At 38.0% G+C, this 16,720-nt stretch carries 15 protein-coding genes and 1 pseudogene; 1 reads left to right on the forward strand and 15 read right to left on the reverse strand.

The window, feature by feature from the left end:
- Positions 1-46: 46 nt before the first annotated feature.
- Both SAZ04_RS16320 and SAZ04_RS16325 read right to left on the reverse strand, forming a co-directional pair.
- Positions 47-256, reverse strand: a complete 210-nt coding sequence (locus SAZ04_RS16320; protein ID WP_332697158.1) for a hypothetical protein — start codon at positions 254-256, stop codon at positions 47-49.
- Positions 257-503: 247 nt separating this feature from the next.
- Positions 504-725 carry a phage holin gene (locus SAZ04_RS16325; protein WP_332697160.1) on the reverse strand — a complete coding sequence of 74 codons (222 nt, stop codon included), beginning with the start codon at positions 723-725 and terminating at the stop codon, positions 504-506.
- Between the two features lie 383 nt (positions 726-1,108).
- Between SAZ04_RS16325 and SAZ04_RS16330 the strand changes: the two genes are divergently transcribed.
- The gene (locus tag SAZ04_RS16330; RefSeq protein ID WP_332697162.1) at positions 1,109-1,255 is read left to right on the forward strand and encodes a YjcZ family sporulation protein; all 147 of its coding nucleotides are present in this window, start codon (positions 1,109-1,111) and stop codon (positions 1,253-1,255) included.
- 481 nt (positions 1,256-1,736) lie between these two features.
- Here SAZ04_RS16330 and SAZ04_RS16335 read toward each other — a convergent pair whose 3' ends face one another.
- The 13 genes and pseudogenes from SAZ04_RS16335 to SAZ04_RS16400 all read right to left on the reverse strand — a co-directional run bounded on the left by SAZ04_RS16335 (position 1,737) and on the right by SAZ04_RS16400 (position 16,008).
- A complete protein-coding gene (locus SAZ04_RS16335) occupies positions 1,737-2,129 on the reverse strand; it encodes a GntR family transcriptional regulator (protein WP_332697164.1) in 393 nt (130 codons plus the stop codon).
- 131 nt (positions 2,130-2,260) lie between these two features.
- The gene (locus tag SAZ04_RS16340; RefSeq protein ID WP_332697166.1) at positions 2,261-2,449 is read right to left on the reverse strand and encodes a hypothetical protein; all 189 of its coding nucleotides are present in this window, start codon (positions 2,447-2,449) and stop codon (positions 2,261-2,263) included.
- Positions 2,450-2,792: 343 nt separating this feature from the next.
- Positions 2,793-3,446, reverse strand: a complete 654-nt coding sequence (locus tag SAZ04_RS16345) for a DMT family transporter (protein ID WP_332697168.1) — start codon at positions 3,444-3,446, stop codon at positions 2,793-2,795.
- Positions 3,407-3,670, reverse strand: coding sequence for an EamA family transporter (locus SAZ04_RS16350; protein WP_332697170.1), 264 nt, complete (start codon positions 3,668-3,670; stop codon positions 3,407-3,409). Before SAZ04_RS16350 ends, SAZ04_RS16345 begins: the two co-directional genes overlap by 40 nt.
- Positions 3,671-3,708: 38 nt before the next feature.
- Positions 3,709-5,036 (reverse strand): annotated as a pseudogene (locus SAZ04_RS23535) (opine metallophore biosynthesis dehydrogenase).
- Positions 5,037-5,055: 19 nt separating this feature from the next.
- Positions 5,056-5,877, reverse strand: coding sequence for a nicotianamine synthase family protein (locus SAZ04_RS16365; RefSeq protein ID WP_332697176.1), 822 nt, complete (start codon positions 5,875-5,877; stop codon positions 5,056-5,058).
- A gap of 401 nt (positions 5,878-6,278) precedes the next feature.
- Entirely contained in the window at positions 6,279-8,108 is a 1,830-nt protein-coding gene (locus tag SAZ04_RS16370) for an IucA/IucC family protein (protein ID WP_332697178.1), read from the reverse strand.
- A 28-nt stretch (positions 8,109-8,136) separates the two neighbouring features.
- Positions 8,137-9,324: an MFS transporter gene (locus tag SAZ04_RS16375; protein WP_332697180.1), complete on the reverse strand. Its 1,188-nt coding sequence runs from the start codon at positions 9,322-9,324 to the stop codon at positions 8,137-8,139.
- Positions 9,325-10,689 carry a lysine N(6)-hydroxylase/L-ornithine N(5)-oxygenase family protein gene (locus tag SAZ04_RS16380; RefSeq protein WP_332697182.1) on the reverse strand — a complete coding sequence of 455 codons (1,365 nt, stop codon included), beginning with the start codon at positions 10,687-10,689 and terminating at the stop codon, positions 9,325-9,327.
- The gene (locus SAZ04_RS16385; RefSeq protein WP_332697184.1) at positions 10,658-11,236 is read right to left on the reverse strand and encodes a GNAT family N-acetyltransferase; all 579 of its coding nucleotides are present in this window, start codon (positions 11,234-11,236) and stop codon (positions 10,658-10,660) included. The genes SAZ04_RS16380 and SAZ04_RS16385 overlap by 32 nt, the downstream gene beginning before the upstream one ends.
- Positions 11,223-13,058: an IucA/IucC family protein gene (locus SAZ04_RS16390; RefSeq protein ID WP_332697186.1), complete on the reverse strand. Its 1,836-nt coding sequence runs from the start codon at positions 13,056-13,058 to the stop codon at positions 11,223-11,225. Before SAZ04_RS16390 ends, SAZ04_RS16385 begins: the two co-directional genes overlap by 14 nt.
- Before the next feature lie 15 nt (positions 13,059-13,073).
- Positions 13,074-14,630: a pyridoxal phosphate-dependent decarboxylase family protein gene (locus SAZ04_RS16395; protein ID WP_332697188.1), complete on the reverse strand. Its 1,557-nt coding sequence runs from the start codon at positions 14,628-14,630 to the stop codon at positions 13,074-13,076.
- Positions 14,631-14,634: 4 nt separating this feature from the next.
- Positions 14,635-16,008: an aspartate aminotransferase family protein gene (locus tag SAZ04_RS16400; protein ID WP_431309021.1), complete on the reverse strand. Its 1,374-nt coding sequence runs from the start codon at positions 16,006-16,008 to the stop codon at positions 14,635-14,637.
- Positions 16,009-16,720: the final 712 nt, after the last annotated feature.

Consider the following 16,720-nt stretch of genomic DNA (forward strand, 5'->3'; position numbering starts at 1 on the left):
TACTACAGAAGCTCCTTCTCTCCTCCACAAGAAAACAGCATCCCCATTATTCGGATGCTGTTTCAACGTCTTGTTTTCCCTTCTCTTTTCTTCTTTCTTTTAAATAAATACGAAGAATAAACGTCATCACTAAAGCACTAACAATCACCATGCCATAGCCACCTGTTCCTTCATTCACTATGATTCGAAAAACACTGCGTACGAAAAACATAAAAGATAATACATACATGATCAATAGAACTGTCTTTTTACTCATCTAACCACCTCACTTTCATTATTAGTGATAGACAGTACGATTACAATATAAAAATAGTCAATAAACATGCAATAAGAAAACGATTCGCTAATTTTTAAAAATTCACTTTTTAAATTCATAATTATGAAAGGATTAGGTCATTCTATATGTAACATGGTTCTGAATATCACTTCACAAACCACAACTGAAACCATGTTATATGAGGTGTCTCATTGGATCCAGTATCGTTAAGAGACACCCTTATTCATTAATGAAGCTTATGTTTCTTTAGTACATTTTTCTGTTGAAGACCCTTTTTACTTAAATAATTATTTTTCCAACCTGCCCAAATAAAATAAACTCCTGAAATGATTGCAACTACATCATTAATAAATTGCTCTGAGATCGTTTGATAGCCAAGTAAATTTAAAACTGCATTAATGACCGCTGCAATAAGAACTGTAAAACGTGAAATTGATGCTTTGTCCATTTCACTACCTCCCCCTATTATATCCATTATGAACGCTGCCCCACTCAATTTCCTGACAAAAATTTGAAAAAGGGATACTCTCGGCAACTTTGATAGACCCGCAAAGTACTAGCTCTAATTAGTTCATATAGAGCTAGTCTATGTTTTATCCGAACAGAAATGACCATTTCTCTTTCTAGTGCAATCTATAAAGTCGTACTATCGATCCACTCTGTTTTTCAGCCTGTTAGGACAAATTCTCATTATAGGCTTTTGTCACTTTTCATAATCCTGCATAGGATAAATGAGAAAGCAGCTCAGGACCTCACTAACTATTTGTTAGTTAATTCTTTCAATCTAGATTGTTATTTATGTGTTCTTATATTGGAAAGGTGGGAATCTCAATGAGTTATTATGGGTACAATTGTGGATATGGGTACGGAGGACCAGTTGATGATACAAAGAGCGGTTACAGTTATGGAACAGACTTTATATTGATTCTTGTATTATTTATTTTGTTGATCATTATTGGCGTTTATTTTTGTTCATAATTAGTCTCGTTTTTTGAGCAATAGAGAATGTCTAAAAAATGGGTGCAATGGCTTCACTTAGCTAGCAACGTGTAACACCCTGTGAATTAAGAAACCCACTCATATTAGGCTTAAAACCAATCAACAGCTCGCTAATTAGAAAGACTTCTATTAGTGGGCTTTTCAATCTTGCTAGTTCGGTAGTTGAAATTTATATGTACATCTTATTTAAATTTGGCTAAACAAGCTAATCGATAACCTGATTTAATTGTCGTTTTGCCAACTGACAACGACATTTGTTCTGCTTTATTTGGAGGTTCAAGTAAATCTTCATTTTCAACAATTTTGATTACAAAACTTCGACAAAAAAAACGGTTGTCAGCTATTATACTGATAACCGTATAAGTTTGAAAATCACACCTATCTCATTGCCTATCCACTTCCAAATAGGTCTGTTGTAAATGCTTCGTTAACCAAACTAGATCTACTACGTTATTCATGTTCACCCTCCACTCGTTTTGTTATGTATAACGACATTAAAGACTTTCTGCATGTCCTCTACAGAACAGCCCATTCGCTCTGCATGTTCAAATGCCTTTACAAAGGCATCATAAACAACCTTTTGCTTTGTCTCTTCTTTTCTTAACCCTTCTACCTCTTTTACAAATGTGCCTTTTCCTTGAACTGTTTTAATAAAACTGCAAGTTTCTAAATTTTGATAAGCTCTTCTTGTTGTAATGACACTACACGCTAACTCATTTGACATTGCTCGAATGGAAGGAAGCGGGGTACCAGATGGAAGTTGACCACTTACAATAAGCGCCTTAACTTGTGTTTCAATTTGATGATAAATCGGCTCTCTGCTTTCTTCGGAGACACGAATTGGCAACTTCATATTTCCATCCTCCTTCCATTATAAATAATCTCTTTTGACTAAACGAAGTTTGAGTAATGTATTCCATACATAACAACCAATTAATCCCATCACGACAGAAATCAACGCTATCATCCATCCGTAATCTTTTACTAAAAGGTGATATCAAGTAAAAAATTATTATAATACATCGTCTCCGTACCGAATAAATTTCTTGAATCCTGCTCAAGAAGAATAATGGAAAGCAGAGCATAGAAAACCGTAGCAGTTCCGGTAAATATAAGTGCAATCCAGTTTGATTTCAGTTCTTTCTCCGCTAACCAAAAGGCTTGTTGTACCATAGTATATCCCCTCTTTTTCTATCCTAGGAAAAATTAAAATAAACGCTGTCTTTTTTACTGTTATAGTGTATATATTCACATTAACACTATAACATTTAGATCCACCTATTGAAAGGAGGATGATTGCACTAATCATATTAAAGTGAATTTTTTCCTTCTTTAATTTCATAAGCAATAATCATTGCGAAAACAGCCTAAGAAAAAGACAGAAGCCTAAAGGCTCCTGTCAGTAACCAATAATTATTTGTTTTTTCAACTTATTGATAAGGTGGCTTATACATTTATATACTGTGTGAAATTTATACATGAACAAACAGTACTTCATTTATTATGATTATCATTTCTAAGAAATACCTTTTTTAATAGTATCTTGTTTAACAGATAGAATTTCTTTTTTACGTCTTGAAAGAGCAATAGATCCGGCTATAATAAGTGTACCACCTAATATTGAAAAGATCGTTAGTGTCTCGCCCCAAATAATGAACCCCCAGAGCATATTAAAGAAAATCCCTATGTAACGAACAACCTCGACAACCATAACATTTTCGTGAGTAAAAGCACTTGTTAAGACGAGCTGTCCAATTAGAGAGACGACACCAATACAAATTAGGTAAACCCAACCAATAAATGAAGGTATTACAAATTCATACCACATAAGTGGAATAGATACTACTGTCCCGGTTGCAAGAAAGTAAAATACAATTTCATACTTATGGTGAGACTTGGTCAAAAAACGAATGCTCGTGGCTGCTCCAGCAGCTAATAATGCACTAAGTACCCCCACTAGGGCATACAATGTATAGGAGCTATAACTAAAAGGGTTAATTAATAATACCGCCCCAATAACAAAGAATGGAAAAACTATTATTATGTTTTTACTGACTTTTTCTTTCAAAAAGATTGCAGATAACAAAATGGCAAAGAATGGAGAAAGATGAGCAAGTATACTAGCATCTCCTAATGGAATATGGGCAATGGTATAAAAGTACGCGAGCAAATACAAAGCTCCCAACATCCCCTAAGAGCTAGCATCGGAACCCCTTTTTTTGAAAAAGAAACATCTGCTCTCCTCATCAGAAATAAAATGATTAGCGTACCAATTACACTTCGAAAAAAAACAATTTCAGAAACCGGAATTGTCTCACTAGCTGCCTTGACAAAGACATTCATAATACTAAAAATAAACGCTGATGCAACAGCAAGAATGACACCATTTTTCACTAGAAAACCTCCAATATTTGTTCAAGAAACAAATAGTTCTATTTCGCTTCATTATCCTGATAATGTTTTAGTATGAATGAAACCTCGTTATTTAATTGCTGTTGGAAATCCTCCAAGTCAAAGTTTAAACCCTCCTTGCTTCCAAACAAGGAAACGACCTCTTCAAAATTTTGTACTAAATCATTAACTGTCGGAAGATCCTGTTTTAAACAATAAGCTAGTTTCGACAATAGCTTTAGTTTCTTGTAATCCTCTAACGGTACTCTAGGAATTTCCCATCTACCCTCTACTTGTTTTACCCGTTCAAGAGGAACTCGCGAGAAATCAAAATATCTTCCCTCTTTATCCGGTTCTGAAAAAGGATCTATTAATAGTCCGGTATACCGCACATATAATAAGTACTCTTGCTCAAGACTGTCGCAATTCATAAAACCATCTATGTTCGTCCTCGACAACATCATTTCATGAACTGGATAGTTATCATCGTTTAAAAATTTCAATAAATTAAAAGGAGTAATTCCAAACGATTGTAAAAACGTTGAGATCTCTTTCCATAAAGATACCATGTTCTTTATTGCAGGTGGAGTAATCGGTCCTTCGGGAAACAGTTTGTACATGCTTTTTTTAGCACCTTCTCCAAAGAAAATGTCATGTAAAGCCATTCTATTCAAAAATAGTGGTGGATGAACATAAGTGGTGATACTTCTACTCTCAGCTGCTAATGCACTTTTTAAAATGGTACACTCAACACCAATTCTTTCTATTAATGATTTCATGAATGAACAAGTTTTTGAAACACCTTGTGTTGAACCGATATAAATCCTTTTTTTTATTGCTTTCGTAATACATACCTGAGTTTTTCGATTATTGTCTTCCATTTTGTTGCTGCAAAATAAGTAGATAGACTAATCACTTCAATATCCTTTTCTAGTTGACCTTTAACGAGTAAGTTCGCTCCAATACTAGGTGACATTAAAACGATAGTTTGTAAATTACATAAAAAGTGATTATTGATTTCTTTGGTTACAGATGAATATGTATCACTTGGAGTGCAGTAAAAGATGGTATCCCATGGTTGATCTACGTCTTTTAGGTGAAGAAAAAAACTTGTTATTTTAACCTTTCCTTCAAAAATAGGATAGCCTTTTTTATGTATCTCAGAGTGAAATAAAAGTTGATCTGATTCATAAAGGGTTTTCAATCCATAATTCCATGTATTCCTCCGACCTACCATGCCAATTTGTTTTATACCAATCTTTGAAAGTATGATGGCAAGCTGAACAGCCACTGGACCAGTCCCAACAATTAATACTCTTCCTAACTCCGTCTTATTTTTAGCATTAGCCTGTACTTCATAGAGCTTCATAAGATTTCCTCCTCTCTCCTTAATTTACACCTACATTATTTGTGGAGAACCATTTAACTAGCGCCGTATCATAAAATTGCTTTTTTCTCTCTCTTTTTCGCCAATTCCAAAGTAACGAATTGTTTTTTTCTAATGGGTAATTGAATATTGACTTTAATCCATTCCCATATCTCACAATTATTTTTGACTCTGGTTTAAGTACACCATATAAATCTGAGATTACTCCGTCCTTATCTTTTACCAATGATGCTACAATTACATGGGTAACTTTATGAATTGTAGGTAAACTAGATGCCTTTAAATTTGAGAAAGATACAAGCGAATCAAGTCTAAAACTAGTTGTGACTCGTTCTGCTAAGGGTATTACTTCTTCATCAATATCAATATCGATACAAACCATTTGAGCATTCGCTTTATTAGCAATTGCTAAGGCTGATATTGGGAGAGCACCGGCACCAATAAATAAGACATAAGAATTTTCATTAATATCATAAGTTTTAGTCTCTACCTCAACCTGTTCCGAAAGACTTTTAAAATAAGAGCCAGTATTAATGTCTTGATCGATAATTTGTTTAGACTCATATTTTTCTAAATCACAGATTGCTTGAACAATCATTTCTCTCAAATTATTAGTCTGTTTCTTCACTTCTGGATCTCCTCCCCACTTCTCCCATAACATTCTGTTACTTTCAGAGACTACAAACGAGGATAGAGTATCAATTTTTTGTCTTAAAAGATCATAACAAGTTGACCTTTTCTTTGAGAGAACGCCAAGCTCTTTAATTTCAAACTCTAATAATTTTAAACAGATTATAAAGATGTATTTCTCTTTTTCATCCACTGCATCCACCTCACCTTGGTTAATCCTATATTTAAATCGTAATGATTACGATTTAAATCGTATAATACAAGAACACCTGTTGTAAATATGTAAATATACCCTATAATAGTTAGAAATAGCGAACGTAATGAGTATATTAGAACCGTATATATATCCTCTTTTTGTGTCCTAAGGACTATCTCAGGCATTATATATTAACAGTAAGTCATGAGAAGTAACAAGGAAGGTATCCACACCAATCATGGCTGAAGCAATAGTCAATAGAAGATGAATTCAAATAATAGTTTAGAAAAACGGTAATAATAAACGCTAGGATCAGCCACTATCCTAGCGTTTATTTATCTTAAAATATAGGCGTTATGATGATCACTGCAATTTGTTATAACTATGCAGCATCCCGCTTACGATGTCACTCTTTCTTTAGCTACGAAATGCAACGGATTTTGAACGTTTCCAAATTCAGATGCATGTGGGCGATCGTCATCATCTTCGTAGCCATAATCAATCATTCTGTTACGGTTTAAGCATAGCTTCGTATAAGATGGTTTTAGCAAATCAAACAGTTCGAACCTTTCCGTAAGTTCTGGAAAACGGCTTTGGTAAGCAAGTATCGTTTCTCGTAGTAAAAACCAAAATCTTTCCTCATCATATTGATAATAGGTTTCCAAAATATCAGCTAAGTAACGGAAATGGCAGACAAAAAGCCCCGTGAAAATAAATTGACATAACCCTTCTGCCCCTTCACTGCGAAGAATAGGCTTTAATTCCTCCGGTAACTGTTGTAGTTCAGGAAGTGGCTCGTCACTAACATTGACATCATCCACAAAGTCTTTCATCGCTAAACGATGCGGGACATAATCCTTTAACACTAATACGGTATTTTGTCCGTGTGGTGAAAACACCGTTCCATATTGATAAAGATAATGCAAGAGTGGTGGCAATGTTACGCTAAATAGCTTTTCTATCCACTCATCAACCGATAACTTCGATCTTTCAATTAAGGATGCCACAAATGGCTTGCCTGCGTTGTCTACATAAAGCAAAGAAGCCAATGTGATTGGTTGTTCTCCTTCGTCTAAAAATGAGTAGATGCTCTCACGCCAAATATTACCTAACATTTCAAGACATTGATAAGGTGCTCCCACAAGCGTTGAATAATATGGATGGTCATAGTTTACACTAGCCACTTCTCCAGGCAAGATCAATCGGCATTCATCTCGCAAGAAAGAATCCTGATCACGGATGCTGTGAATATACTCCGTAATGATTGGTGCGACAACGGTTCGTTCCCCAGGGAGACCACGGTATACTAACGTATTTAAAATACTCATTGGTAATTTAACGTGATGTTTGCCTTTGTCACTTGTATTCACAAACGTCCGAATCGACTGCTGCGGAAGATACTCATCTTCTCCCTCGCCAAGAGGAATGATTCGTTTTTGAGCGATATCCTCTGGGAAATACTGAATGATGATATTATTCCATTGCCATTCATGGATAGGTAGGAACAGGTAATCTACAGATTCTACCTCTTTACTTAAAAGTTCCATAAAATGCTCGAATCTTTCCTTCCCTAGCTCTGCTTGAAGTAACGTTTCATAATCTACTGTTGAAACAGACTGAAAGGTTGCATAATCCTTATGAACGGCTACCCATGAAAGCTTCACTCGCTTTTTTTGTTCTGGTGAATAAGAAAGGTAGTCTTGGTAATCAAATCCAATTCGTCCCTTATTGTATGTAATCCATGGATGTCCTTCCATCTCTCCTTCTAATTCTCCATAATCCATATCGACTAGCTCTTCCACACTTTGCTGCTCTTTTTTCTGTAGAATATGGGCATCTGCTACTAAGGTGTTGTTATATTCTTTCATGAGATGTGCTGTTGTCAAAGGCTTCATTCCGACCATTTGTTGAATATCTAAAAGAAATTGAATCGGTTTATTGCCTTTTTTCCATTCTCCATTTCGTAGGCAACGGATCGTTTCTGGATCAATTCGATAGCTGTCCATTAAACGTTTTTTCCCTTCAAATTGGTAGCGGACTTCTTGACCGCTCTCGCCTTTCTTGAGGACAAGTTGATAAACGGTGCCACGTTCTGTTTCCTCAATAATGTCAGGGTGTATGATTTCCTCGTACATAAATTCTGTGATCATTTTTGATAATAAGTTCAGGCTAACTTGATCCCAAATTGCTGGTTTCAATATTTCTTGTACATCGATACTATTTTGCATGATTCCACTCTCCTATATTTTCATTATTTTACGCAGCATCTACTTTTTGAACGGGCGGCTTTTGATCTTTACATATCGTTAGGCGTGCTACAAACAGTGTAAGCAAACAAATGACTCCGGCAAAAACGAAAGGCGTTGCTAAGTTATATGAACTAACTGACGTTGACGCGAGCAATGGTGCGACGAGCAAACCTCCATTTTGGAATGATGATGCGATCGTATAGTTAACGTGTAGCTGATTGCTACTATTATTAAATAAGGAAAGTTCGAGTGCAGATTGGGCAATCGCCAGAAAGAAACCGTACATACTCCTTCCAATACATAACACAAGTAAACTACTAGTCATTCCTTGTAACATAAGACTTATAGCTAAAATACCTAAAGCGAACACAAAAACAAATGATACTTTCTCCGGTGAACAGATTTTCCGAATCGTTGGATAAGCAATAATCGCCATTACACTCGGTATCATAAATAAGACACTACTCTCAACTAACGAAAGCTGAAAATCAGTAATGGTATACGTTGCAAAGTAAGGACGAATCATATTGTTCGCTGTATGAAAGGCAAAAATGACAAGACCGATTGTCACTAAAAAACGGAATTGCTTTTCTCCTGAGCGACCCAACTGTTTGGTAGGTGCCGTTTTTTTCCTTGACGATAGCTTTCGAAATGTGAAACAACAAATCATCCAAATGACTACCTCGATTACAGCTAACCCGTAAAATAAGAGCAAAGGATCTTCAAGTTTCATGATCCATGCCCCTGATAACGTCCCTAAGATGATCGCTCCGTGAAAAAGCATATGGTACGTTCCAACAACCCGAGACCGTTTCCCCTTTCCATTTAGCTCAATCAGCAAAGGATAAATGAGAAAAAAGCTACTTTTTCCAATTAAAAGTAAAACCGTAAGCCATAAAAATTGCTGGACATCTTGCGCTCCTGCCATTCCAACTAACATAACAGCCGATATCCATTGCCCTACATACAACAAGTGCCTAACTTCAAAGTATTTCGAAAGTATCCCCCAAATCGGAACGGCAATGACAACCGTTAAGCGAGCGATAAAAATATAAAAAGCCGTATAATCCAAATCGGTAATTCCAAATACCTTATCGAAAAACTGAGGATAAAAGGGTGACAGTGCCACATCTGTATACACTAAATAGAAAATCAAGAAAAATAACACTGTCTGGGTCACTTTGAAAGAAGTCATTTACGAAACTCCAAATTGTTGAAAAACAGTACGCTTTGAAACAGGATATACGTCCCGATTTGCGAGTTGATTAATAATGATCGAATTCCGGTAGGCTCCGAGTCCCAAGTCTGGTGCCCCAACTCCATGGGTATGCATTTCACCATTTTGAATAAATATTTTATTAGCAATATCTTTGTTGAGCTTCAACTGATAAATTTCGTCTACGATATACCTGCCTTTTTCATCCCACCCAATAAGCGAGTGCAGATCAGTTAGAAACCTCGGAATAGAATGTTGATAGCCTGTAGCTGCTACGACAACCTCACTTTCATGTGTAAAGGTTTGCCCCTGCTCCCATTGGCTGCATCGCAATTGATACTTCGTACTTATGCCTTGGTCGATTTCCTTTACATCTACTACTTCTGTTTTCGCAAGCAAACGAACAGGAGGAGTCTCCCCTCCGACGGAATATTCATAGAGGGCATCGTAAATATCGGCAATCGTCGTTGCGCTAATTCCTTTATATAGCAAGTCCTGTTTCGGCAGCTGCTCATCCTTTTTTTTCTGTGGTAATTGATAGAAATAATCGGTATAATCCGGTGAAAAATGCTCTAAACCAAGCTTTGAGTATTCCATCGGAAAGAAACCTTTTGACCGGGTAAACCAATCCAATTGATAGTGATAAAGGTGCTGTTCCTTTAATAGTTCAAGAAAGACTTCAGCCGCACTTTGCCCGGAACCGACAACCGTAATGGAATCTGCCTGACGTAATCGCTCCCTGTTTTGTAAGAATTCAGCCGAATGAAACAGATTTTCTCTAGCTTGACCAGACATGCTATCTGGAATAGAAGGAGTACTGCCAATCCCAATTGCGAGATGACGAGAATAATAGTAGTCGACCTCCCCTGTTTCCATGTCCTCTGTTTCGACTTTAAAGTACCCGTTACGACTGTCTAGTTCCCCTTCAAACCAGCTCACTTCAGCAAAATCCGTTTGCCACTGAATCGTTGTCACTTTTTTCCCAAAGCAGCAGTTTGTTACTTGTTCAGAGACCCACTTACAATAATGGTTGTACTCCCTTCTTGGAATGTGAAATCGTTCAAGAAAATAGAACTTATACAACCGTTCATGCTCGTGTAAATAATTAAGAAAACTGAACCGGCTCTTCGGATCAGCCATCGTGACAACGTCCGCGAAAAACGGGACTTGAAGAGTCGTTTCCTCAATAAGAAGCCCCCCATGCCACTCAAAATGAGGCTTCTGTTCAAAAAATAGTGACTTTACTTCCGTGCTCTCTTCCGTTAACGCTGCTAAGCCGAGATTAAAAGGACCAATCCCAACACCAATGACATCATACATGCTGTTGCTCGATGAAGTTGACATTCTTCCACCTCCTAAAAAAGCTTGTACGCTCACAAAACATGAGCAACCCTCGTTTGTCAGGCAGCTCGATTTCCTTTTGTGGTTCAAAGCCGCATTTCTTAAAAATATGGATCATCTTTTCGTTACGAATATCAGGCTCAGCGACAATTTTACTCGTCGCCTCATGCTGAAACAAAAAGGCCGTCATCGCCCGCAAGAATGGCAACGCTAATCCCTTCCCTAAATATTCGTTAGGTCCAAACAACAGGTGAATCCCTTGGTCTTCATCGTCAACCTGATAGTAATCCGCAATAATGTCGTCTTTTGCCCAGTAACATTCCCAATAGCTCATCGGTTCACCGTTAACATGGCCAATATACAAAGTCTGATGACGGTCATCTAATAACTTTTGCAAATGGGCCTTATAGTCAGGGAGAGGAAAGTTTTGCTTCCAAAATGGAATGACATGGGCTTGATGATGCCAATGATGTAAACGCTCCAGATCTTCCTCTTGCTTGACTTGTCGAAATGAGATCTCATATCCAGTCTCTTCATCAATAAGCTTCACTCGTAACCAACTCCTTTCGTGCTAAAGGGTTATCGATGTCAACGTAAACAGACTGCGTTTCAAGTGAACCCGTCAGCTCATCCATGTCATGGAAACGAGTCAGTAAGTTTGCTTTGCACGGCAGCTTTTCATAAGTAAGCAAGCTAGTAATTAGCTGCGATACGCTTTCCGTTGGGACCTCAATCTGTTCTAACACTTCCTTGATTTCCACGAGTAGCTTCCTTTCATCAATAAGGTTGCCTACACCAAATGCGTTAACTAAGCCGAGCAAATGATTATAATAAAAATAGTAGCGTAACCGCTCATCTGCAATCGCATCTGAACAAACGGTGTTACTTTTCTCGCTAATCCCTGGTAACAGCTGATTAAGCTGCTCATGATAAGACTCGCAAAAATAGTAGCCTTGATTATCTCGATAGAAGAAACGATCAGGATAACCGTCTTGTAACTGAATCACACTATTTTGTTGATGTGCCTCAAGCGCAATCCCATACGTTAAGTAAAGCCACATAATCGGCTTTAGTGATCGATCTAGGTAGCGGCGGAACCAATCCACGCTCACTTCTTCGGTTGATCGTCCTTCCTTTTTCGCTAATTGTTTGATAATCTCTGCTAGTCTTGACGTCTGTCCATCAATCGAATCCTGACATAGCGCAGCAATTGGAGTAGCATTCTGTGCATGTTGTACATGAAATGGGTTTTCTCTTACAATCACCTCAAAGCCAGATTCTTGTTCACCCTCAATGTGAACGGTCATAAAAGCTGGATCACATATAACTTGGAAATGGGGATGATGGTTTCTCAAGTCCTCACCGATCTTTCCATCAAGCAGTCTTTTTACCTCTACCCCTCTTTCAAGCTCCATGTTCTTATTAACACGAACAGAATTTGTGATTTTCACGTTTAACGAAAACTTCAACATATACGTTTCTTCTGGATGATACACGGTCCGAACAGAAGAAGTCGGATAAAAGGCACGTCCCTCTCTTCCAACATTCTCAATTAATCCTTGCTCCATCAAAGTTTGTACTTTTGGTTTCCGCATGAGAAATTCAGCCTGCCACGGGTGAACCGGAAGTAAAGCATACTCATCTGCTTGACAATAGGTCGTTTTGAACTCACTTGTCACGTGAGGATCTGCTAGTAATTGTTCTTTTACAAGATGAATGGCTGTATCTTCTAAGGCTGATCCATGCTGAACAATCGATGTATGAACACGGAAATAATGCAATTGAAACTGTCCCTTTAGCTCTGGTGAGTAAAAAGGAGCATCCCATTCAGAAATTCCTTGACGACTTTTCGGTGTTGGATGTAATAAGTGACCAAATAGTAGTGCTTGCTCCGCTTCAATGAAACTCATATCAGGCTCATAGAGACGATCACTATCTTTATAGCGCGCTTGAATAAATTGTTCGATACTTTGGCAGCTTAAAATGACTCGCATCATCAGTTCGTCTTGATTCCCAGTCACACCCGAAGCAGCTCCTGCTTTCACGTTCAACTCTTTGATGATTAGACTTGTGAGCGTTACATAATCAAGTTCAAGCAGTTGATTACGTTCAGCAGAAAGAGAATAGTAGAGTGGAAACGAAAAAATATGTCGCCCTGTAATCGACCAATATGACAGTGGAATATATAAGTGAATGCCTTGATTTGATAATTCACAATTAACTATTTGTTTTACTTTCTGACGATCGTCTAGTCTGCTAGCCAAGTTCGTTGCATTCCTTTTTTCTAGTACCTTATACTCTACAGTTTCTCTTAAGTAGCAATTTAATAGGCTTTGAATCGTTGCTTGTTCGGCAATCTGTTTATAATTCATTTCATCCATCCTCTCCTATATACGTGCTTCTATTTGAACCAAGTGTTTCATTTGGCTTACAATCGATTGAATATCCTCTATCGTTGTCCGAGGATTTAGTAGTGTTAATTTCAAGTAAACAGATTCATTAACTCGCGTTCGTGCCAATATGGAGTGTCCTTGTTCCAAAAGTTTGGTACGAATCCATCCGTTTACTTGATTAAGCCATTCTAAATCGTTTGATCTCTCCGTCCCTTGAGGCCGATATCGAAAAACAACGGCATTGATTTCAGGTTCGTTCAATAGCTCAAAATCAGGTTCCTCTTCAATCACCGTTGCAGTTTCTCTAGCTAGACTGATCGTATAATCAATCATGTCAGCAAACGTTTTTCGACCTAGAGCATGGAAAGAGACAAACAGCTTTAATGCATCAAAGCGTCTCGTCGTTTGAATCGACTTCGTTACTAAGTTTGGAATGCCTGTCTCCTCATCGTCCTCAGGGTTTAAATAATCCGCATTTAGTTTGATAAAATCAAAGTTCGATCGGTCCTTTACGAGAAAAGCTCCACAACTTATCGGTTGATAAAATAACTTGTGAAAATCGACTGTTATCGAGTCAGCGAGATCAATTCCGGTTAATTTACGTTTATGACGCTCACTGAGCATAAGTGCTCCTCCATAAGCAGCATCAACGTGAAACCACATTTGATAATGATTAGCTCGTTTGGCTACCTCAGCTAGAGGATCGATACTGCCGAAGTCTGTTGTCCCTGCTGTTGCCACGACGGCAAATGGGAGTAAGCCCTGTTCGGTTGCTTCTTTTACGCAACGATCTAAATCGTTTACGCACATTCGATGTTCGCTATCTGTCTTCACGGAAATGACGGCCTGCTCCCCTAATCCAAGTAAAAAGGCGGACTGACGAACAGTAAAATGCGCATCCTTGGAGCAGAAAATTCTTAGTTTACTAGCTTCTACCGGTAGTCCGTCCCTTTGTGCATTCCAATTCAACTGTTTTTTTAAGAAGCGATCCCGAGCGAGAAGCAATCCCATGAAATTAGATTGCGTACCCCCGCTTGTAAAGACCCCGTCTGCTCGGTTACTGTTTAAAAATAGATCGCTTAACCAGCGAACCATTTTTTCTTCCACGACAGTAGCCGAGGCACTTTGATCCCATGAATCCATTGATTGATTCGTTCCACTGATCATCACTTCAGCAGCAAGAGCAGCACTTAAAGGCGGACAATGAAGATGGGCAAGGCATGTTGGGTTAGACACAACAATCGAATGCTTCAAGATTGTTTCCCCAATGTTTTTGAATAACGTTTCAACGGGTGACTGTTCTTCAGGCAAAATTTCTTTAAACGTTTGCTCAAAAAGGTTCGTGAATTCTTCATGCGCTAATCCACTGTATGGCTTGTCATTACTAGAAAATTGATCAACGAAACCCTCTTGTGCCCATTTCATTGTTTTAGCATAGTAGTCGATACTTTCCTCTTTGCTATGTAAAAAGTAACGATCAAACCTTTGCTCACTTTTTACCGCTGACTGTTGCGTGAGCGGTTCTAGTAGACCTACTTGATTCATTGTCATTTTTTTACACCTCCTGCGTTAAACGCTCTTTAATTGATGCTTCGGCTTGCTTAACTGCCTCTAGAAAAATCTCACTAACGGTATCGATTTCTTCAGCTGTTATGATCAAAGGTGGCAAGAAGCGAACCACACTACTATGCCGACCACCAAGCTCAATAATCAATCCACGTTTAAAACACTCTTGCTGAATGCGACTCGCTAATTCGGGATGAGCTGGCTCATTTTGTCCTAGTTTATTTAAAGCATGTTGTTTATCAACAATTTCAACCCCGATCATCAGCCCACGGCCTCTTACTTCCCCAATGCAATGTGTTTGAGCTTGAATATCATGTAACTGTGACATAAAACGAGAACCGACTTCTTCTGCGTGCGCGGCTAAACCATTTTCTTTCACAAATTTAATCGTTGCTGTTCCGGCTGCAAAGGCCATCTGATTGCCACGGAACGTTCCAGCATGTGCACCAGGGTTCCACTTATCTAAATCTTCATGATAGACCACAACAGCTAAAGGAAGCGAACCTCCAATTGCTTTTGACAGAACGACTACATCTGGTGTAATTCCTGAATGCTCGAATGCGAATAACTTTCCTGTCCGTCCTAATCCGGTTTGAATTTCATCGATAATAAAAGGAATCCCTTTTTCCTTTGTCATTCTTCTTATTTCCCGCACCCAACTATCTGGTGCTGGAATCGCTCCCCCTTCGCCTTGAACAATTTCCATAATCATTCCTGCTGGAGGAACGATGCCACCCTCAGGATCATGTAAAAGCTGTTCAATATACGTTTGGCCAATTTCTAACCCTTCTTTTCCTCCGACGCCAAACGGGCAGCGATAATCATAAGGAAACGGTAGAAAGTGGACATCAGGCATTAGACCAGGGATCTGTTTCTTCGGTCCCAAATTCCCCATCAAGCTAAGAGAACCATGGGTCATTCCGTGATAACCACCTTGAAAAGCCAACATGCTTCTTTTGCCGGTTGCTGTTTTCACTAACTTCAAGGCGGCTTCTACAGCATCTGACCCAGACGGACCACAAAATTGAATTCGAGCTTTTTTAGCAAATTCTTCTGGCAAACTAGTAAACAATTCTTCCACAAACTCTTCTTTTACTGGTGTTGTTAAATCTAATGTATGTAATGGCAACTTATCATCCAACACTCCCCTAATCGCTTCTATGACTACAGGATGGTTGTGTCCTAGCGCTAATGTTCCGGCACCACCTAAGCAGTCGATATACACTTTCCCTTCCACATCTTTTACATAAATCCCATCTGCTTCACGAATTGCAATTGGAATACGACGTGGATAAGAACGAGCATTCGATTCACGCTTAGCTTGTGTATCAAGATATTGTTTATTTTTTGAATAGTTCTGCATGTAGATCCCCACTTTCTTGTTTATAAGCTTTTATTAATAACGATAACTATTATCAATAAAAATAAATTTTTTGAGGAGATAAATACAGTTTCTGTACCGTATCTAACTCCTCTAATTAATTCCATTTTCTAATTAAATTTGAAATGTAAACTACTTACCAACAAACGATATTGATAATCATTATCATTAATTTTGCCGTTGTATGCATCTTATTAAAAACGATAATCATTGTCAATTGTATTTTAGAATTTAGTCTTTTCGTCCTGTTTGATATTCCTTTACCCATTACACACTTTGAAAAGCAATGAAAATGCTTTGTTACGATTGAATTCGTACCGATTTGCTCTATATTGCATTCGGAATTATTGGTAGAGCGTGGTTTTTGTTACTATTTGAGCAGTCCTTATAGATTAAAGCTAATTATAAATTAATCCATTTATTAAAATAACAACACCCCCTTACCTTTGGTTAAAGGAGGGGATGTTGTTAAAAATCACTATGGCTTGACTCTAAATTAAAAAGAAAGAGTCGTTTTTTTCTCGAGAATTACTCCTGACTGTTAAATAGAATGCTTACTTGAATGAATTTCATAATGTGAACCCTTAGTCTCGTAAGGCTTTCAAGACAAGAAAAAAGGAGTACCTCCCCAAAAGTCGAATTAGTAAGTTACCACACAAAACTAACGACTGGAGGAAGACTCCCTTATGACTAT

The sequence above is a fragment of the Halalkalibacter lacteus genome (genome assembly GCF_036663595.1).
In the GTDB taxonomy this organism is placed as follows: Bacteria; Bacillota; Bacilli; order Bacillales; family Bacillaceae_D; genus Halalkalibacter; species Halalkalibacter lacteus.